At 74.7% G+C, this 20,072-nt stretch carries 10 protein-coding genes; 6 read left to right on the top strand and 4 right to left on the bottom strand.

The genetic code is table 11. From position 1 onward, the window contains the following. The first annotated feature begins 16 nt into the window (after positions 1-16). The 4 genes from AB0G13_RS13730 to AB0G13_RS13715 all read left to right on the top strand — a co-directional run bounded on the left by AB0G13_RS13730 (position 17) and on the right by AB0G13_RS13715 (position 7,826). A complete protein-coding gene (locus AB0G13_RS13730) occupies positions 17-5,506 on the top strand; it encodes a type I polyketide synthase (RefSeq protein ID WP_357873394.1) in 5,490 nt (1,829 codons plus the stop codon). A gap of 86 nt (positions 5,507-5,592) precedes the next feature. After that, complete coding sequence (locus AB0G13_RS13725; protein WP_357873391.1) at positions 5,593-6,645, top strand: ABC transporter ATP-binding protein; 1,053 nt, start codon at positions 5,593-5,595, stop codon at positions 6,643-6,645. Next, entirely contained in the window at positions 6,642-7,481 is an 840-nt protein-coding gene (locus AB0G13_RS13720) for an ABC transporter permease (RefSeq protein ID WP_357873389.1), read from the top strand. Before AB0G13_RS13725 ends, AB0G13_RS13720 begins: the two co-directional genes overlap by 4 nt. 96 nt (positions 7,482-7,577) lie before the next feature. After that, positions 7,578-7,826: a hypothetical protein gene (locus AB0G13_RS13715; protein WP_357873386.1), complete on the top strand. Its 249-nt coding sequence runs from the start codon at positions 7,578-7,580 to the stop codon at positions 7,824-7,826. A 202-nt stretch (positions 7,827-8,028) separates the two neighbouring features. Here the strand turns inward: AB0G13_RS13715 and AB0G13_RS13710 are convergent, their stop codons facing one another. Both AB0G13_RS13710 and AB0G13_RS13705 read right to left on the bottom strand, forming a co-directional pair. Further along, positions 8,029-10,845 (bottom strand): AAA family ATPase, encoded by a 2,817-nt coding sequence (locus AB0G13_RS13710; protein WP_357873385.1) that lies wholly within the window; start codon positions 10,843-10,845, stop codon positions 8,029-8,031. Between the two features lie 650 nt (positions 10,846-11,495). Then, on the bottom strand, positions 11,496-14,354 hold the full coding sequence (locus tag AB0G13_RS13705) for an AAA family ATPase (RefSeq protein ID WP_357873382.1): 2,859 nt from the start codon (positions 14,352-14,354) through the stop codon (positions 11,496-11,498). 1,391 nt (positions 14,355-15,745) lie between these two features. Between AB0G13_RS13705 and AB0G13_RS13700 the strand changes: the two genes are divergently transcribed. Then, positions 15,746-17,125: an AMP-binding protein gene (locus AB0G13_RS13700; protein WP_357873379.1), complete on the top strand. Its 1,380-nt coding sequence runs from the start codon at positions 15,746-15,748 to the stop codon at positions 17,123-17,125. Positions 17,126-17,158: 33 nt separating this feature from the next. Here AB0G13_RS13700 and AB0G13_RS13695 read toward each other — a convergent pair whose 3' ends face one another. Continuing rightward, entirely contained in the window at positions 17,159-17,638 is a 480-nt protein-coding gene (locus AB0G13_RS13695) for a cold shock domain-containing protein (RefSeq protein WP_357873375.1), read from the bottom strand. Between the two features lie 174 nt (positions 17,639-17,812). Here AB0G13_RS13695 and AB0G13_RS13690 point away from each other — a divergent pair, with 174 nt between their 5' ends. Next, entirely contained in the window at positions 17,813-18,475 is a 663-nt protein-coding gene (locus AB0G13_RS13690; RefSeq protein ID WP_357873373.1) for a 4'-phosphopantetheinyl transferase superfamily protein, read from the top strand. Here AB0G13_RS13690 and AB0G13_RS13685 read toward each other — a convergent pair. Further along, entirely contained in the window at positions 18,472-19,881 is a 1,410-nt protein-coding gene (locus AB0G13_RS13685) for an acyl-CoA synthetase (RefSeq protein WP_357873370.1), read from the bottom strand. The two genes, AB0G13_RS13690 and AB0G13_RS13685, sit on opposite strands and share 4 nt — an antisense overlap. Between the last annotated feature and the right edge of the window lie 191 nt (positions 19,882-20,072).

Here is a 20,072-nt window from a genome sequence, read left to right as displayed (position 1 = left end):
CCCTGAGGAGCCCCCGATGAGTGTTTCACTGGACGAGGTCGTCGGCGCGCTGCGCGCGTCCCTGCTCGACAACCAGAAGCTCAAGCAGCAGAACCAGCAGCTCACCGCCGCGCTCAGCGAGCCGGTGGCGATCATCGGAATGAGCTGCCGGTTCCCCGGCGGCGTGGGGTCGCCCGAGCAGTTGTGGGACCTGGTGGCCGCCGGCACGGACGCGATGTCGGCGTTCCCCGACGACCGGGGCTGGGACCTGGGCGCGCTCTACGACCCCGACCCCGCCCGCGAGAGCCGGGGCACGTCGTACGTGCGGGAGGGCGGGTTCCTCTACTCCGCCGGGGACTTCGACCCCGCCTTCTTCGGCATCAGTCCCCGCGAGGCCCTCGCCATGGACCCGCAGCAGCGGCTGCTGCTGGAGACCGCCTGGGAGGCGTTCGAGCGGGCCGGCATCGACCCGACCACGCTGCGCGGCGCACCCACCGGCGTGTACGCGGCGACCAGCAGCCAGGGCGACTACGCCGCGCTGCTCACCGGGGTCAGCGGCGGCGTCGAGGGCTACCTCGGCACCGGCAGCGCCGCCGCCGTGGCCAGCGGCCGGATCTCGTACGCCCTCGGGCTGGAGGGGCCGGCGGTCACCGTCGACACGGCCTGCAGCTCGTCCCTGGTCGCGCTGCACCTCGCCTGCCAGGCGCTGCGGCTGGGGGAGTGCACCATGGCGCTGGTCGGCGGGGTGTCGGTGATGGCCACCCCGACCGTCTTCGTGGAGTTCTCCCGGCAGCGTGGGCTGTCCACCGACGGCCGGTGCAAGTCGTTCGCCGCCGCCGCCGACGGCACCGGCTGGTCCGAGGGGGCCGGCATGCTGCTGGTCGAGCGGCTCTCCGACGCCCGCCGCAACGGCCACCCGATCCTCGCCGTGGTGCGCGGCAGCGCCGTCAACCAGGACGGGGCGAGCAGCGGGCTGACCGCCCCGAACGGCCCGTCCCAGCGCCGGGTGATCCGGCAGGCCCTGGCCAACGCGGGGCTGACCGCCGACCAGGTGGACGCCGTCGAGGCGCACGGCACGGGCACCACGCTCGGCGACCCGATCGAGGCGCAGGCGCTGCTGGCCACGTACGGCAAGGAGCGCCGGGCCGACCGGCCGTTGTGGCTGGGGTCGGTCAAGTCGAACATCGGGCACACCCAGGCGGCGGCGGGCGTCGCCGGCGTGATGAAGATGGTGCTCGCGATGCGGCACGGGGTGCTGCCGCCCACCCTGCACGTGGACGAGCCCACCCCGCACGTCGACTGGTCGGCCGGGGCGGTGTCCCTGCTGACCGGGGCGGAGCCCTGGCCGGAGACCGGGCAGCCGCGCCGGGCGGGGATCTCCGCGTTCGGGATCAGCGGCACCAACGCGCACGTGATCATCGAGCAGGCCGCCGAGGCGGACACCGCCGGCGCCCGGCCGGCCGGCACGCCCGCCCCGCCGGCCCCCTGGATCGTCTCCGCCCGGTCGGCGCCGGCCCTGGCCGGGCAGGCCCGGCGGCTGCTGGACCACCTGGCCGCCCACCCCGACCTGCCCCCGGCCGACGTCGCGTACTCGCTGGTCACCACCCGGGCGGCGCTGCCGCACCGGGCCGCGGTGATCGGCGACGACTCCGACGGGCTGCTGGCCGGCCTGCGCGCGGTCGCCGAGGACCGCAACGCCTCCGGCGTGGTACGCGGGGTGGCCCGCCCGGCCGGCAAGGTCGCGTTCCTCTTCACCGGCCAGGGCGCCCAGCGCCTCGGCATGGGCGCCGAGCTCTGCCGCCGGTTCCCGGTGTTCGCCGCCGCCTTCGACGAGGTGGCCGGGGAGCTGGACCGGCACCTGGGGCGACCGCTGCGGGAGGTGGTCTTCGCGGACCCCGACTCGCCCGAGGCGGCGCTGCTGGACCGGACCGAGTTCACCCAGCCGGCACTGTTCGCCTACGAGGTCGCCGCCTTCCGGCTGGTCACCGCGTGGGGGCTGCGCCCGCAGCACCTGCTCGGCCACTCGGTCGGCGAGCTGGCCGCGGCGCACGTCGCCGGTGTGCTGTCGCTGGCCGACGCGGCGAGCCTGGTGGCCGCCCGGGGCCGGCTGATGCAGCAACTGCCGGCCGGCGGGGCGATGCTGGCGGTGCGGGCGTCCGAAGCGGAGGTGATGCCGCTGCTCGACGAGCGGGTGTCGCTGGCCGCCGTGAACGGTCCCCGGTCGGTGGTGCTCTCCGGCGACGAGGAGGCCGTGCTCGCGGCCGGCGCACGGCTCGCCGCCCAGGGCCGGCGGTCCCGCCGGCTGCGCGTCAGCCACGCCTTCCACTCGGCCCGGATGGACGGCATGCTTGCCGACTTCCGGGTCGTCGCGGAGAAGGTCACCTGGCACCCGCCGACCCTGCTGGTCGTCTCCGACCGCACCGGCGAGCCGCTCACCGCCGCCCAGGCCACCGATCCGGGCTACTGGGTCGACCACGTCCGGGACACCGTCCGCTTCCACGACGGGATCGCCACCCTGGCCGCCGCCGGCGTGGCGACCTTCCTGGAGCTCGGCCCCGACGGCGCCCTGACCGCGCTGGCCCGCGAGTGCCTGCCCGACGTCGAGCCGGCGGCCTTCGCGTCGCTCGGCCGCCGGGACCAGCCGGAGCCGGCCACCCTGCTCGCCGCGCTCGCCGCCGTCGACCTGCGCGGAGCCGGGGTGGACTGGCCGGCTCTCTTCGCCGGCAGCGACGCCGCCCGGATCGAGCTGCCCACCTACGCGTTCCACCACGAGCGGTACTGGCCGGACCCGCCCGCCGTCGACCTCGGTCAGCCCGCCGCACCCGGCGACGACGAGGAGTTCTGGGCCGCCGTGGCGGAGGACCAGCCGGCCGCGCTGGCCGCCGCGCTCGGCCTCGGCGCGGACCGGCACGAGGCGCTCGCCGAACTGCTGCCCGCCCTGGCGTCCTACCGGGACCGGCGGCGTCGCGGCTCCGAGCTGGACGGCCTGCGGTACCGCGCCGAGTGGGTCCGCGTCGCCGCACCCTCCGCCGGCACCGCGCCGACCGGCGCATGCCTGGTGGTGGCCGGGGCGGCGACCGACGCCACGGCCGTGCTGGCCGCACTGCGCGCCGAGGGCCTGGCCCCGGTGCTCGTGGCGGTGACCGACGACCCGGACGAGATCGCCCGGGCCCTGCCCGCCGGCGGCGCCCCGTCCGTCGTGCTCTCGCTGCTGGCGGCGGGGGAGCCGGCCGGGGCGACCGGGACGGCCGCGCTGGCCGCGACCGCCGCGCTCGTGCGGGCCCTCGGCGCCGCCGGCAGCAGCGCGCCGGTGTGGACCGTGACCCGGGGCGCGGTGGCCGTCGGCGCGCACGACCCCGCGCCCGGCGTCGCCGGCGCGTACCTCTGGGGTCTGGGCCGGGTGCTGGCGCTGGAACAGCCGCGGCTCTGGGGCGGGCTGGTCGACCTGCCGGCGGAGCCGGACGACGCCGCGCTCGCCGCGCTCGCCCGGCTCGTCGCGGCCGGCGGCGACGAGGACCAACTGGCGGTGCGCTCCGGCGGGCTGTACGCGCGGCGGCTCTCCCGCGCCCCGGCCGGCGTCGCCGCCGACGCGGACTGGCGGCCCCGGGGCGCGGTCCTGGTGCACGGGGCCGCGGCGGTGCGCACCCCGCACCTGCTGCGGTGGCTCGCCGACCGCGGCGCGACCCACCTCGTCCTCGTCGGCCCCGTGGCGTCCGCCGGCGCGACAGGCCGGGACGTCGCCGTCACCGCCGTCGACGACCTCGACGCGCTGCCCGGGGCGCTGGACCGGCTGGCCGCCGCCGGCACCGGCGTCCGCACCGTGCTGCACGTCGCCGACTCCGACGGGGCCGGCGACCCGGTCGCGATGCTGGACCCGCGCGACCTGGCCCACGCCGTGGCCGCCCGCACCGCCGAGGTGGAACTGCTCGACCGGATCTGCGCCGACCGGCCGATCGACGAGTTCGTCGTCTTCACCTCCACCGCCGCCGTCTGGGGCAGCGGGGGAGCGGCGCTCGCCGCGGCCGCCGGTGCCGGGCTGGAGGCGCTGGCCGCCGGCCGGCGCGCCGCCGGACGTCCGGCCACCGTCGTCGCGTGGGTGCCCTGGGCGGACGAGGTCACCGACCCGGCGCAGCTGCGCCGCCGGGGGGTCCGTCCGCTCCCCACCGCACTGGCCGTGTCCGCGCTGCAGCAGGCCGTGGGGCGCGGCGACGACCAGCTCGCGGTCGCCGACCTCGACTGGCCCGCGTTCGTGCCGGCCTTCACCGCCGTACGGCCCAGTCCGCTGCTGCGCGGCGTGCCCGAGGCGGCGGCCGCCGCGGACCGCGACACCGGGCCCGGTGGCGAAGCGAGCGACCCGGCCCGGGTGCTGCGGGACCGGCTGGCCGGCGTCCCGGCCGGCGATCGGCACCGGATCCTGCTGGACCTGGTCCGGGCGCGCGTGGCCACGGTGCTCGGGCACGCCTCGCCCGGGGCGGTCGAGGAGGACCGGGACTTCCTGGAACTCGGCTTCGACTCGCTGACCGCGCTGGAGCTGCGGGACGCGCTGCGCCAGGAGACCGGGGCGGAGCTTTCGGCGACCCTGCTCTTCGACCACCCCACCCCTACGGCGCTGGCCCGCCACCTGCTCGGTCAGCTCGTCGGCGCGGACGAGGCCGGGGACACCCCGGACGCCGCCGGGGGACCCGCCCCGCAGAGTGCCGGTGGCGGCCTGCTCGGTGGGCTGTTCAACCAGCCGAAGGCGCGCGAGGACCCCGCCGGGTACGCCGAACTCCTGGTCAAGCTCGCCCAGTTCCGGCCCAGCTTCAGCGAACCGGCGCAGCTCACCCGCCCGGCCGGCATCCTCCGGTTGGCCGAGGGGGGCGCCGAGGCGCAGTTGGTGTGCTGCTGCACCATGTCCCTGCTCTCCGGGGCCCACGAGTACGCCCGGCTCGCCTCCGGCTTCCGGGGGCTGCGGAACGTCTGGGCCCTGCCCAACCCCGGCTTCGGCGTGGGCGAGGAGCTGCCCGCCGACCTCGACGCCCTGCTGGGGGTGCACGCCGACACGGTGCTGCGCGTCGTCGGCGCCGGCCCGTTCGTGCTGGCCGGCCACTCGGGCGGCGCGATGGTGGCCAACCTGCTCGCCGGCGAGCTGGAGCGTCAGGGCCGGACGCCGGACGCGGTGGTGCTGATGGACACCTACCCGGCGAACAGCGAGGTGCTCGGCGGGTGGGTGCCGCAGCTGCTCGACGGGATGATCGACCGGGACAGCGCGTACACGCCGATGGACGACTGGCGGACGACCGCGTGGGCCGGCTACCTGCCCCTGTTCCTGGACTGGCAGCCGGCCGAGATGGCGGCGCCGACCCTGCTGGTGCGCGCCAGTGAGCCGTTGGGGGAGTGGGACGGCGAGGAGGACGGCTGGCGGTCCCGCTGGCCGTACCCGCACGAGGTGGCGGACGCGGCCGGCGACCACTTCAGCATGGTCGCCGACCGGGGGCCGGAACTCGCCGGCACGGTGCAGCGGTGGCTGACCGCGCGGGGCCTGTGACGTTGCCGCCCCTGGTGTGCCCCTAGCGCCCCCTATCGGCACACGTACATCTATCGGACCGATGTTTCAGGACGGAGCATGACGACGTGGACGAGGCAGTGGTGGTCACGGAGCTGGTCAAGCGGTACCAGCCCAACATGCCACCGGCGGTGGACGGGCTGAGTTTCTCCGTCGCCGCCGGTGAGGTCTTCGGCCTGCTCGGGCCGAACGGCGCGGGCAAGACGACGACGATCGGGGTGCTGACCACACGGGTGCGGGCCACCTCGGGCCGCGCCCGGGTGTGCGGCGCGGACGTGATCGGCGCGCCCGCCGTCGCCCGGCAGTTGCTGGCGGTCGTACCGCAGCGGGTGAACCTGGACCGGGCGCTGACCGTCCGGCAGAACCTGCTGTTCCACGCGGCGTACCACCGGGTGCCCCGGGCGCAGCGCATCCGTCGCGCGGACGAGCTGCTGGACCAGATGGGGCTCAAGGACTTCGCGAACCACCGCACCGACTTCCTGTCGGGCGGCCTCGCCCAGCGCACGATGATCGCCCGCGCGCTGATGCACTCGCCCCGGGTGCTCTTCCTCGACGAGCCGTCCGCGGGCCTCGACCCGCAGTCCCGGCTCTTCGTGCACGACCGGATCGCCGAGCTGAAGCGGGCCGGGGTGACCGTGGTGGTCACCACGCACGACATGGACGAGGCGGAGAAGCTCTGCGACCGCGTCGGCATCGTCGACCACGGCAAGCTGCTGACCATGGACACTCCGTCCGCGCTGACCCGTACGCTGCCGGGCAGCAGCACCCTGACCCTCGTGGTGACCCCCGGCGCCCCCGCCGAGGAGGTGCGGGCCGCGCTCGACGCGATCCCGGACGTGGAGCAGGTGGAACACTTCAAGGTGACCGCCCCGGCGCCCGCCGCCGCGCCGGCGTTCCCCGGCATGCCGGCGATGCCGATGCCCGCGCCGGCCCCCGACGCGCCTGTCGATCCGGACGCCCCGCTCTCCTTCCGGGTCTACACCAGCGGCCAGCCGGCCAACGCCATCCCGATGGCGATGAAGATCCTCGCCGACCTGGGCTGCGAGGTCCGTGACCTGAACATCGGCCAGCCCAGCCTGGAAGATGTCTTCATCCACCTGACCGGAAGGGAACTTCGGTGAGCGTCGCCGCCCCCGCCACCCCGTCCGCGCCCTCGACGGCCGCGGCGCCGCCGCCGGTGCGCGCGCTGGACCAGTTCGCCACGTTCCGCGCGGTGCTCTCGCGGGATCTGTTCGTCACCGGCCGGGAGCTGGTCGGCTTCCTGCTCCAGGTCTTCATCCAGCCGCTGTTCATGCTGCTGATCTTCGGCAAGGTGCTCAGCGACCTGGGCTACGCCAGCAACGACTTCAGCAACGTGCTGCTGCCCGGCGTCATCGCGCTGAACGCCTTCCTGATCGGGCTGGAGAACACCGCGCTGCCGATGATGATGGACTTCTCCTTCACCCGGGAGATCGAGGACCGCCTCCTGTCGCCCATGGCGATCCCGCTGGTGGCCCTGGAGAAGATCGTCTTCGGCGGCATCCGCGGGACGATCGCCGGCGTGGTGCTGATCCCGGTCGGCATGCTCATGCTCGGTGTCACCTGGCCCTGGGCGGTCGTGCTCAAGGTGATCGGCGTGCTGGTGGTCGGCGCGCTGGTCGGTGCGGCGGTCGGCCTCGCCTTCGGCACGCTGGTGCCGACGCAGCACATCCAGATCATGTTCACCGTGGTGATGACCCCGCTGATGTTCACCGGCGCGACCCAGTTCCCGCTGCTCGGCCTGGACTCGCTGCGCTGGTACCAGGTGATCTGCTCGCTCAACCCGCTCACCTACATCAGCGAGGCGACCCGGTCGCTCGTCGGCCCGCCCGGGGTCGAGTCGCTGCCGCTCTGGCTGTGCATGTGCGTCCTCGCCGGGGTCTTCGTGGTGTTCTCGATGATCGGCATGCGTGGCTTCATGCGCCGCGCCATGGACTGACGGAACAGCAGCTGAACCCGACCAACTGAACAGACCTCGACACGCCGATGGCCCGAGCCGCTCCCGCGGCCCGGGCCATCGGCGTCGTCGTGCCGGGTGACCGATCCGTCCGCCCAGCGCTGGTTCCGCCGGCGGGTGGCGCCGACCGAGCCGGGCCCGTCCGGTGATGCCGGTGGTGGACAGTCGCGCCAGCTGGGCGATGGACGCCGCGCAGACCCGGCAGCCGCCCTTCGTGGTCGGCATCTCGCTGCCGCCGTCAACTTCCGCCAGGAGCAGTTGCCGTCGCTGTCCGTCGCGCGTGCCGACTCGCCGAACGTCGAGGACGTGCTCGCCAAGCTGGAGTGACTGCTGGGCGAGGAGACGTTCCGCGCGCGGGCGGAGCTGTGGAGCCGGCGGATGCGGCAGGCCGGCGGGGTCACCGCCGCCGACCTCGTGCTGCGGCAACGCGACGAGGCGGCGGCCCGTCGTACCGTCGGCTGATCTCGCGGCTGTCGTACGCGCGAAGGGGCGCGGTGGGCCTCACCCACCGCGCCCCTTCGGCGTTGCGTCAGGACGCGGCGCCCTGGGTCTCGTCGGCCAGCGCCTCCGCGTACGCGACGAGCCGTGACGGCAGGTCCGTGCGCCGCTTCACGTCCAGCTTGCGGTACACCCGGGTCAGGTGCTGCTCGACCGTGCTCACGGTGATGAAGAGCTTGCTGGAGATCTGTCGGTTGGTGTGCCCCTGGGCGGCCAGCGCGGCGACCCGGCGTTCGGCGTCGCTCAGCCCGTCGTCGGGCTCCTGCAACTCGGCGGCGGCCGGGTACGCCGGCAGCCCGCTGCCCGGCTCCCGGCGGATCAGCCGCTGGGCCAGCACCGACGCCCCGCAGTCCTGGGCGAGCTGGTAGGCCCGGCGGACGAGCAGTCGGGCGCGGGCCGAGTCCCCGGCACGTTGCAGCGTCTGACCGGTGTCGCCGAGGGCCCGGACGAGCTCCAGCCGGTCGCCGCTGGACTGGAGCAGGTTGACCGCCTCGGAGAGCAGCTTGCGCCGGTGGTCCTGGGCGGCGGTGGTGGCGAGCAGCCGGAGCGTCCGACCCCGGGTCCGGTCGTCGACCCCGTGCGGCACCCGCAGCTGCTCCTGGAGAAGCTGCGTGGCCTGAGCCTTGTTGCCGACGCTGAGCTGGACCCGGGCCAGCTCCAGCCGCCACGGCACCAGCCCGGCCGCGTCGATGCCCCAGGCGCGCATCAGCTCGCCGCACCGCCGCAGGTCGGTGGTGGCGGCGTGTGGCCGACGCACGGCCAGGTGGTGCCGGGCCCGGGCGGCCAGGTAGTGCAGGCCCAGCGGGGTGCGGAACATGCCGGGCGGGACCGGGTGGGCGAGCCACCGGTCGGCCTCGGAGAACCGGCCCGACTCGGTCGCGCAGGCGACCAGCGTGGCCAGCGGGCCGGCGACCGCCACTCCCCAGGCCGGGGCGGGCATGTCCTCCAGCGCCGCCCGGGCGTGGTGCTCGGCACCGGGCAGGTCGCCGACGCGCAACGCCGCCTCCGCCCGGACCGCCCGGATGACGGCCCGCCACACCGGGGCGTGCTGGGCCACCGGCCGGCCGAGCAGCACGTCCCCCCAGACCGCGACCCGGTCGGACCGACCGGCCCAGAGCAGCGCCAGCAGGGGAGCGGTCAGCAGACCCAGCGCGCCGTCGTCCGTGTGGTGGCGCTGGAGCAGTTGCTCGGCGGTGGCCACGGTGTCGTTGTCCGCGGCTGGCGTCAGCGCGGTGCCGAGCACCGTCACCGCCTGGAGCAGCGGGCTGATCGTGGTCGGCGCGTTCGCCGCCCGGCTCCAGGTGCTCGGGGTCTCCCGCACGGTGTTCAGGTGGTCCGGGTGGGAGAGGGAGACCAGCAGCTGCATCATCCGCAGGCGACCGGCCAGGCCGGCCGAGCCCTGCTCCTCGTCCGAGGAGAAGGCGCTGACCGCCTCGGTGGCCTCGTCCACCCGGCCCTGCCAGAGCAGGTAGGGCACGGCGGACAGGCCCGCTCCGGTGGACCACCCGGCGGCCCGCGCCTTCTCCACCAGCTCGGTCAGCTGCCCGTTCACGGTCAGCGGGTTGATCTGCCAGCGGGCATTCACCAGCATCTCGGTGGTGGTGGTCCGCTGCTGCTCGTCCACCGGCGCGCGGAAGACCAGGCGCAGGCACGCGGCGGCCACGTCGGGCCGGCCCGACGCCAACGCGTGCCCGGCGGCGTCCTGGAGCACCGGCACCATCCAGGGCGCGCTCGTCGAGCCGGCGGCCACCAGATGCTCGGCGACCACGCTCGGCTCGGCGCCGTGGTCGTGCAGCACCTCGGCGGCCCGCTGGTGCAGGCTCCGTCGTTCGTCGGCCGACATGTCGCCCAGGATCGAGCGCAGGATGCGCGGGTGGCGCAGCTGGTCGGCCTCCATCAGGCCCGAGGTGCGCAGCACCCGTACCGCCGGGGCCGTGGACTCGGGCACCACGTCGAGAAGGTGGCCGAGCAGCTCGGCCGGCGCGGGCCGGTTGAGTACCGCCAGTGCCTGCGCCACCCGGCGCACCCCCGGCTCGTGCCGGTAGAGGCAACCGAGCACGGCCTGGTCGAACGCGTCGCCGACGACCGGGCCGTAGTCGTCGCTCATCTCTCCGTCGGCCCGTTCCTCCAGCAGCGCCCGGGTGAGCAGCGGATTGCCGCCGGTCATGCGCACGCAGAGTTCGGCCGTCCTCCGGGCGTCGGCGTTGTCGGCTCCGCCGTCGACCAGCCGGGCGATGGCGTCGACGGTCAGCGGTGGCAGGCCGATCCGGGAGAAGTGCGGCTGGCTGAGCAGTTCGGCCCGGAACAGTGGGTGCGGCGGGCGCAGCGTCGACGCCTCGGCGAGCACGACCATGATCCGGGTGTGGCGCAGCCGGCGGGTCACGTAGAGAAGGCAGTGCAGCGAGGCCGGGTCCGCGTGGTGCACGTCGTCGACGGCGAGGACCAGGGGCCCGGCGTTGGTCAGGTCGAGCAGGGTGGCGAAGAGGCCGTGCAGCAGGGGTGCCCAGGCCCGGTCGCCGTCGGCCGCCTCACCGCCGGGCTCGGGCAGTGGTACGGCGAAGGTGGCGTCCCGCATCAGCTTCTCGACCCGCGCCGTCGCCTCCGGCGTGAGCCGTGCGCTGTGGAACAGTTGCCCGATCACTCCCAGGTGGAGTCCGCGTTCGGCCCGGGAGCCGGCGGCGCTCATCACCTGCCCGCCGGCGCCCGCCGCCCACTCGCTGAACGACTCCAGCAGGCTGGTCTTGCCGCTCCCCACGGCGCCGGTGACCAGCGCGACGTGTCCGCGCTGCTGGTCCTCGCACGCGCGAAACGCGCGCCGGAGACGGGTTGTCTGTTCCTCTTGCTGCACCAACACCAGCGTGTCAGCCCTTCTCGTACGCGGCGCGGGAACCGGGAACCCCGGTGTGACCGACGCCGCCTCCCCCTTGCCGGACAGCCGCCCCTCCACCCGCGTCTACCGGGTAGGGGTGGAGCGCACCGGGCCGCCGTGCCGGGTGGACCTGGAAAACTTCCGCCGGACCGGGGTTGTCGCCGTACGGTCCGCGTGTTGAGGCGAGTCTGGCACCGGCGCGGGTGTGCGACAACGGGCGTGAGACCCCATCGTTTCGCGCACAAAACCTGCGGCCCTGGACCGCATTTAGGGGTTGCGCGAATCGCGGTGAGGGGTATCGGGCTCGGCCTGGCGGGGGAGATGGCGACACGATGTGTGGCTGGTGTCGGGTGTGTGGCTCGATGGTGTCACATCGGGCTTCGCGGCGCATGCCCGCCGGCACGGAAAGTGGCCGCGAGCGGACTCCCGGCGACGGCCGGCGGAGGCGGCAGCCCGGCGGCGACCGGCCGGACACCGAGGGGCCCTGCGGCGGAGAGGCCGACGACGAACGGCGGACGCGGAGAGGTAGGACCGCGACGATCAGCGCAGGCGCAGGCGAGGTCCGCGTGGACGGCCGGCGGCGGTCGGCGGAGGCGGAGAGGGGGGTTGCGGTGAACGGTCGGCGGCGGTCAGCGCCGCCGGGGCCCGGGAGGCCAGCGGCCCGGGTCGCCGGGGCCTCGCGACGGCGGTTCCAGGACCGTCGCGCCGGGTCGGTTCAGGCGCAGCCGGGCGGCCAGTTCGCTGCGCGAGTTGACGTCGAGCTTGCGGTAGATCCGGGTCAACCGCTGCTCGATCGCACTGACGGTCAGGAAGAGCTTCTCGGCGATCTCGCGGTTGGTGTGCCCCTGGGCGGCGAGGGTGGCCACACTGCACTCCGCGTCGGTCAGCCCGTGGACCACGACCGTGGTGTCGGGGCGGCCCTCGGCGGCACCGTTCCTGGCGGTGGGGGCGCTGGGCCGCAGCATCGGGATGCCGCACTCCTCGGCGAGCAGCCGGGCCGACCGCGACGCGACGCGGGCCTGCCGCCGGTCGCCGACCTGCTGGTAGGCGTGCCCGAGGTCGGCCAGGTTGTGCGCCAGCTCCATCCGGTCGCCGCACTGCCGCAGCAGCCGGACGGCGCTGCGCAGGTGCGGGATCCGGTCCGGCCCGTCCTCCGTGGCGGCCAGGACCCGCAGGGCGGCGGCCCGGTACCGGACGTGGACGGGGCGCAGCCGGGCCAGCTCGTCGCGGACCAACCTGCCGGCCTGCTGGCGGCGGCCCATCCGGAGCAACGCCCGCGCCGACTCGGTCCGCCACGGGACGAGGCCCGAGAAGTCCAGCCGCCAGCGGCCCATCAGCTGTCCGCAGAGCTGGAAGTCGGCCAGTGCGGCCTCCGGGCTCCCGGCCGCGAGGGCGTGCATCCCACGGGCCTGGAGGTAGTGCAGCCCGATCGGGGTCTCGAACATCGCCGGGGGCACCGGCATCTGGATGCAGGTCGCCGCCGCGTCGAGCTGGTCCATGAAGGTGAGGGCCCGGATCCGGACGGAGAGCGGTATCCCGATCACCACCCCCCAGCCCTTCGGTGAGAGCTGACCCAGCGCCTCGTCCGCCAGCTTCTCGGCCCGGGGCAGGTCACCGAGCCGTCCGGCGACGCTCGCCCGGAGGGCCGTGAGCATCGCCGACGGGGTGGGGTAGCGCGGCGTCGCGGGGTCGCGGCCCAGCCGGTCGCACCAGTCGCCGGCCAGGTCCAACCGGTCGGCGTAGATCATGGCGATGAGGGCGCATACGGCGGTCCACATGTTCGGTTCGCCGTCCAGCCCGGTGGTCGACAGCGCCCGCTCGGCCTGCTCGACCGCGCTGGCGTCGCCGCGGTCGAGCACGGCGGACAGCAGGGTGGCACCCTCGATCCCGCGCTTGACCTTGGCCAGCGTGAGCGGGTCCCGGGCGGCCACGGTGGGCGCGGGCCGGTCGACCATCACCCCGGGGTAGAGGGTCGACATCCAGCTCGTGGTGACGAGCAGCTCGGCAGCGGACCTCGGATCGGCGCTGTCCGCCCGTTCGCTCAGGTGGCTGACGAGTTCGACGGCCTTGTCGATCTCACCGTGCCAGAGCAGGTACTGGATGGGACCGGCGGCCTGCTGGCTGCCGAGGTGCCCGGCGCGGATGGCGGTGACGACGCCGACCAGGTGGGGAATCGCGGCCTGCGGGTCGAGGCGCCACTCGGCGCGGACCAGCGCGGAACGGATCCGTGCCCGCAGGCCCTCGCCGGCGCAGCCCCGGTGCGCGCGGCGCAGGTATCGCAGCGCGGTCTCCACCTCGCCGTCGAGCAACGCCTGCTCCCCGGCGTCCAGCAGGGTCTGCGCCATCCAGGGCTCGGCGAGCTCGTCGATCCCGACCAGATGGGGCGCGATCCGGGCCGGGGCCGCTCCGTCGTCGTGCAGCAGGCAGGCCGCCTCCATGTGCAGCCGTGCGCGTTCCTCGGCGGTCGTTCCGTCGATCACGGCCTGGCGCACCGCCGGATGGCGCAGCCCCTGCGCGGTGATCAACCCCGCGCTGGTCGAGTCGTCGATCGCGCCCAGCGCGGCCCGGGACCGTACGTCGACGAGCTGGGGCAGCAGGTTGCCGTGCAGCGGCTCGCCGGTCACGGCCAGCACCCGGGCGGCATTGAGCACCAGGTGGTCGCAGCGGTACAGGCAGCTCAGCACCGCCTCCCGGAAGGACTCCCCGGCCACCGGGCGGGTGGCGGGCCGGGGCGCGTCGGCCTGGTCCTCGGCGAGCGCCTGCACCAGCAGCGGGTTGCCACCGCTGATCCGGTGGCTCTCCTCGGCGATGGTCCGGGCGACCGGAACACCGAGTCGCTGGGCGAGCAGTTGGAACGTCCCCTCGGCGGTGAGCAGTGGCAGCCGGATGCGCTGCAGCCTCGCCGGTTGCAGCAGTTCGGCGTGCACGTCGGGACGCCACGGCCGGGTGCGCGGCGCCTCCGTCAGGATGATCAGCACGGGCAGAGCGGAGATCCGTCGGGCCACGTAGTCGAGGCACCGCAGCGACGGCACGTCGGCGTGGTGGACGTCGTCGACCGCGATGACCAGTGGCCCCTGCGTGGTCATCTCCAGCAGCGCGCCACCGATCGCGGCGGTGGCCAGGGCCGTCTCCTCGCGGTCCGTGTCGTCGGCGTCGGTCCAGGTGAGGGCACCCGCGTCCAGTAGCCGCCCGAGGCGGGCCAGGGTGTCCGGACTGCCGGCTCCACTCAACGGCGCCGCCCGGACGATTTGCCGGATGACCTCGAGCGGGACGGTACGTTCGGCGCGGGAGGCACTCGCGCCGAGGACACGCGCTCCGGAGCCGCCGGCCCGCCGGGCGAAGGCCTGCAACAGCGTGGTCTTGCCGGAGCCGACCGGACCGGTCAGCACGGTCACCGTGCGGTCGGTCGGGGAGGCGTCGTTTCGCGACAGGTCCGCCAGCCGGCTTTCCAGCAGGCTGAGCTGGCACGACCGCTCGATCAGCTCCATCGGCGTGGCCCCTGAGGGAGGGTGCGGTGCGCGGTCACCCGACGAGCCGTCCGCCCTGCACGGCCCTGGAGCTCGACGAAATCGGAGACCGGCAATTCTTGACCCATTCCATTATTAGCAAATATAGACGACCATCGAACGTAGTCGGCGAAACATCGACCAACTTGATCAGCTGGCGACTCGGGGTCGCCCCCTGCCAGCGTCGGCGATAATTCCCCGCCCCTCCGGGTCGGTCTCCCCCTATCGACCACTGTGATGGTGGGAGTATGGCAGTCCGGCAATTGGGCGGCAAGCCGAGGTTTGTAAAGGATGGGCAAACATCCGGCCTGTGTCGCCGCCGGCTCTGCCGGGCCTTCGGTGCGTGTTTGACAGCGGAAGGTCGTCGGGCGATCTCGTAACGTGACAGGGTGCCTTTGCGGCCCATTGGTCCCGCCCCATTCTGGCCCGCTCGACGATTGGCGGGCGCGATCTTGCGTGGTAGGGGCCCGGTTCGCGTCTCCGCCCCCGCCCGCGACGGGGCTCCGGTCCGCCCGTCCGCCGGTGCCGGACCGTCCCCTGTCGCCGGTCCCACGGGCGTCCCGCCGGGCGTGGGACGAAAGTCCGGAGGCCGTTCGGGTAAGCGCTGCTCAACTCAGTGTCAACATGGCCGACCCGTGCCCGGAGGCCGCGTGTGCCGCCGCGGCTCGCGACCGGACCCCGCGCCCGGGGTCGACGGCGCGACCGGCCCGCCGGCCCGGGTTCCGGGGGCCGGTCCGCCCCCGGTGGGCGGCTCGACAATTAGAAGGATTCCCGATTGTTGCGGGGTGAGACATCGCGTGCCCGAAGTGCGACTGCGGGCCGCCGAAGCCGGGCGGGGATCGGGACTCGGCGCCCGTCGTCCGGCCCGCCACCGATTCGGACCTTTAGGAAATTAAACGATTATGTTGTTAAAAAAGAATTATGCGCCCAGGGCCTGGGGATAGCCGTTGGCGCCGTTGTGTGACCGGCGGAATTAGATTCTGGAAAAAGGTGGCCAGTGCCAATGTCCCTACGGTTCCTCCGTGCTGGTCGATAATTCGACCGGCAAAAGCCACCTCCAATGTCCGGCAGTCCCGCGGAGCAGTTGTCCATCCTGTGTGTCCGCCATGGGAAGGGCGGTCGGGCCTGCTGTCGCCGGAGGAGGACCGGAATCCTGTCCTACCTGGCCTGTCAGCGCAGGCAGGGGACCCGGCCCGGGCAGCTAGGGGTTGTGCCGGGCCGATAGCCCGGCCTAATTTCGGGGCACCCGTTTCCAACGTCGGGATAGCCGGATATTGGGCCATGCGGGCCCATGACCTGAAGGGTTCTGTGGCCGTCGTGATGTCCCAGCTGCCGCCGCGACTCGTCGACGCCCTGTGCAGGGGATAGCACAGATGACACTGCTGCCGGCGCTGCGGGGATTTGGCGCGGACCGGGCCGATGCGGTCAGGGTGGCCGGCGGCACGCTCTCCAGCGAGGCCCTGCTCGGCTGCGTCACCGCGGTCGCCGACCGGATCAGGGGCGCGGGCGTGGTCGCGGTCGACGGCACGCCGACCCTGGAGACGGTGGTCGGAATGCTCGGCGCGGTCCACGCGGGTGTCCCGCTCGTGCCACTGCCCCCCGACGCCGACGAGTGCGAACGCGGCCGCATCCTGCGGCAGTCCGGGGCGACGGTGCTCCTCGGCCGGAGCCCCTCCGGTACCCACCGGCTGCCCACCGTCCCGGTCGACCTGCGCCAGCGCTCCTCGACGCCGCACCCCGAGCCGGCGCCCGGCGCCGACGCGGTCATTCTCTACACGGGTGGCGCGGGCGGGCCGCCGCGCGGAGTACGCATCTCGCGGCGCGCCATCGCCGCCGACCTCGACCTGCTCGCCGACGCGTGGCGCTGGAGCGAGGAGGACGTCGTGGTCCAGGGCGCGCCGCTGTTCCGGGCGTACGGCCTGGTCGTCGGCCTGCTCGGCGCGTTGCGGGTCGGCAGCCGCTTCGTCCACCTCGACCGGAACGCCGCCGCCGGGCCGATCGGCACCATGTACCTGGCGTTGCCCGAACAGTGGTCCAGGATCGCGCTGAACGCCCGGTGGGCCCGGTCGCTGTCCGCGGCGCGGATGCTGGTCTCCGCGGACGCCCCACTGGCCCGCGCCGTGGCCGAACGTCTCCGGCTGCTCACCTCGCACTCACCGGTGCAGGCGTACGCCACCACCGAGACGCTCATCGCGCTGACCGGGCGGGCCGACGACCGCACGGTCGCCGGTGCCGTCGGCACCCCCCTGCCCGGCGTGGAGACCCGGGTGCTGGACCGCGAGGCCCGGCCGGTGCCGGCCGACGGCGAATCGGTCGGCGAGCTGAGCATCTGCGGGCCGACGCTGTTCAGCGGCTACGTCGGGGGCGGGCGAAGCTTCGCCGCCGGGCGTTGGCACGCCACCGGCGACCTGGCCACGGTCGCCGAGGACGGCTCGTATCGGATCATCGGGCGGCGCGGACTCGACGTGGTGCACAGCCGGGGACGGCGGATGCACGCCGGGCAGATCGAGGAGGCCCTGCTGAGTCACCCCGGCGTCCGGGACGCCGCCGTCGTCGGCACGCCGCACCACGCGCTCGGTGAGCAGGTCACCGCGTACGTCGTCGCCGAGGGGTTGACCGCGCAGGTGCTCATCGACCACGTGGGCCGGTACCTCTCGGCTGGTCAACGCCCCCGGCGGGTGCACTTCGTCGACGAGCTGCCGCGCAGCGCGCTCGGCCGGATCAGGAAGTCCCTGCTGGTCGCCGCCGGTTGAGCCGGCCCGCCCACCGACTCCTGCGCCGCGCGGTCAGCCTTCCACCCAGCCGTGCCGTCGGGCCAGGTCCAGCATCCGGGCGCGAACCGCCACGATCTGCGCCCCCGTCAGGTCCGACACGGAGGTCACCAGCGCCTCGGTGGTCTCCGCGCAGAAGGCCCGCTCGGAGAGCACGTCGCACAGGCCCTCGTCGTCCTCCGCGCCGCCCGTGGCCTGCCCGCCGTCCCGGCTGCGCCCGCCGGTGACCGTCGCACCGGCCCGGGCCGGCGCGACGGGGCCGGACGCCCCGTTCCGCTCCGCTCCGGCGGCAGCGCCGACCACCCGCACCAGCACGGCCTTGGGGCCGCGGTCGGTCTCCACCGCGTCGTACTCCACCGGGACACCGGGCGTCAACGCCCACTTGTCACCGTCCAGCATGTTCGCGTGCACGAACACGTCGTCGCTGCCGTCGTCCGGGGCGATGAACCCGTAGCCCCGCACCTCGTCGAACCGCACCACCTTGCCAGTGAGCATCCGCTTCCCGCATCCATCCGACCCAAGATCCGCGTGCCCCGCCCGTGGGATCGGGGCCCACCCCCAGACTGGCAGCCGTGCGCGTGGCCCGGCACCCGTAGCCGACCCCTATGGTGCACGGTACCGGCAGCCCCGGGGCGGCGAGGGTCGCCGCAGCGCCTAGCATCGGCGAACGTGATCGAGCAGATCCTGCCCTCCGCCGTTGCGGTGGCCGAGTCCTTCACCGACCCCACCGGCCTGACCCTGTTCCCCGAGGAAGAGGCGCTCGTGGCCCGGTCGGTGGAGAAGCGGCGCCGGGAGTTCACCACCGTGCGGCACTGTGCCCGCCTGGCCCTCGGCGAGCTGGGCCTCGCCCCGGCGCCGATCGTCTCCGGCGTGCGGGGCGCCCCGGTCTGGCCCGCCGGGGTGGTCGGCAGCATGACGCACTGCGAGGGTTACCGGGCGGCGGTCCTCGGCCGTACGACGGCGTTCGCCACCCTCGGGGTGGACGCCGAGCCGCACGCGCCGCTGCCCGACGGGGTGCTCGACGCGATCGCCCTGCCGGCGGAGCGGACGCGCACCGCCACGCTGAGCGCGGCCCGCCCCGCTGTCTGCTGGGACCGCCTGCTGTTCAGCGCGAAGGAGTCGGTGTACAAGGCGTGGTTCCCGCTCACCGGCCGGTGGCTGGACTTCTCCGAGGCCGACATCGTGATCGATCCGGCCGGCACGTTCGAGGCCCGGCTGCTGGTGCCCGGCCCGGTCCTCGGCGGGGCAAGGGTGACGGCCTTCGCCGGCAGGTTCCTGGTCGACCGGGGACTGGTGGCCACCGCGATCAGCATCCCGGCCGTCCAGCCCTAGTCCGCGGTCAGCCTGGTCTTCTGCACCTTGCCGAGGGCGTTGCGGGGCAGCGCGTCGACCAGGCGTACCTCGCGCGGCCGCTTGTGCGCCGACAGGTGCCGGGCCACGAAGTCGATCAGTTCGGCCCCGTCCACCCCGTCGCCCACCACGTACGCGGTGACCTGCTGGCCGAGGTCGGGGTGCGGGGTCCCCACCACGGCGGCCTCGCGCACCCCCGGGTGCGCCAGCAGGGCGTCCTCCACCTCCCCGGCGCCGATCCGGTAGCCGCCGCTCTTGATCAGGTCGGTGGAGGCCCGGCCGACGATGCGGTGCCAGCCGTCCGGGTCGACGGTGGCGACGTCCCCGGTGCGGAACCAGCCGTCCGGGGTGCGGCTCGCCGCGTCGGCGTCCGGACGGTTGAGGTACCCGTCGAACAGGGTGGGGCCGCTGACCTGGAGCTCGCCCATCGCCGCCCCGTCGGCGAGGAGTGTCGCGCCGTTCTCGTCGACCAGCCGCGTACGCACCCCGGGCAGTGGCAGCCCGACGGTGCCCGGCCGACGCGGGCCGTCCGCCCGGGCGCTCACCGTGATCAGGGTCTCGGTCATCCCGTACCGCTCGACGGCCCGGTGACCGGTGAGGGTGGCGAGGTCCGCGAAGACCGCCGCCGGCAGTGCCGCGCTGCCCGAGACGAGCAGCCGCGCCGGACGCAACGCCCGTGCCGCGTCCGGGTCGGCGGCGATCCGGGACCACACGGTCGGCACGCCGAAGTACATCGAGCCGTTCGCGGCCGCGTACCGCTCGGGACGCGGCCGGCCCACGTGGTGCAGCCGGCTGCCCAGCCGCAGCGGCCCGAGCACGCCGAGCACCAGCCCGTGCACGTGGAACAGCGGCAGGCCGTGCACCAGGAGGTCGTCCGGCGTCCACGCCCAGGCGTCGGCCAGCCCGTCCAGGCAGGCGGCGACCGCCCGGCGGGAGATCACGGCGCCCTTCGGGGCGCCGGTGGTGCCGCTGGTGTAGAGGATGACCGCGGTGCGGGCCGGGTCGGGCTCGGGGTGGACGGTGTCCGACCTCCGGGTCAGGTCGACGGGCACGACGGTCCGGCCCGCGCCGTCGGCGGTGCGGGCCGCGCCGGCCGGGGCCAGCAGCGCCGTCGCCCCCGAGTCGCGCAGGATGTGGTCGCGCTCCATCGGCCCGGCGTCCGGTGGGACCGGCACGACCGCCGCTCCGGCGGTCAGCGCGCCGACCACGCCGACCACCGTCTCCAGGGTCGCGTTGGCCTCGATCGCCACCCGGTCGACCCCGTGCAGCTCGTCGGCCACCGCCGCGGCCAGGCGACGCAGCTCCACCCAGGACACCGCCCGGTCGTCGACCCGGATCGCGTCCGGACGTTCGTCGGCGCCCTGCGAGAGCCAGCTCAGCAGCGGCATGGTGCGACCCCTCTCCAGCGGCTCGGACCCGGGCCGACCCGGCCGGGCGCGCCGGCACCGGGCGACGGGCACCCGGGCCGCCGGTATGGTCGGTGGGGCGCCGGCGGATCCCGGCGGGTGGGCGCGTTGCGCCGCGCCGGCGGGCCCGGGACGACGGTCCTGACCGTAGTCGGGGGGCCCCGGGGCCTGCC

The sequence above is a fragment of the Micromonospora sp. NPDC023633 genome, from assembly GCF_040640035.1.
Taxonomy (GTDB): Bacteria; Actinomycetota; Actinomycetes; order Mycobacteriales; family Micromonosporaceae; genus Micromonospora.
Note: the sequence above shows the minus strand (reverse complement) of the source record. Positions and strands in the feature narration are given on the sequence as shown.

Excerpts from the sequence above, each read along its gene's own strand:
- AB0G13_RS13730 (WP_357873394.1), top strand. The coding sequence starts at position 17 with ATGAGTGTTTCACTGGACGAGGTCGTCGGCGCGCTGCGCGCGTCCCTG.
- AB0G13_RS13705 (WP_357873382.1), bottom strand. The coding sequence starts at position 14,354 with ATGGAGCTGATCGAGCGGTCGTGCCAGCTCAGCCTGCTGGAAAGCCGG.
- AB0G13_RS13700 (WP_357873379.1), top strand. The coding sequence starts at position 15,746 with ATGACACTGCTGCCGGCGCTGCGGGGATTTGGCGCGGACCGGGCCGAT.
- AB0G13_RS13695 (WP_357873375.1), bottom strand. The coding sequence starts at position 17,638 with ATGCTCACTGGCAAGGTGGTGCGGTTCGACGAGGTGCGGGGCTACGGG.
- AB0G13_RS13685 (WP_357873370.1), bottom strand. The coding sequence starts at position 19,881 with ATGCCGCTGCTGAGCTGGCTCTCGCAGGGCGCCGACGAACGTCCGGAC.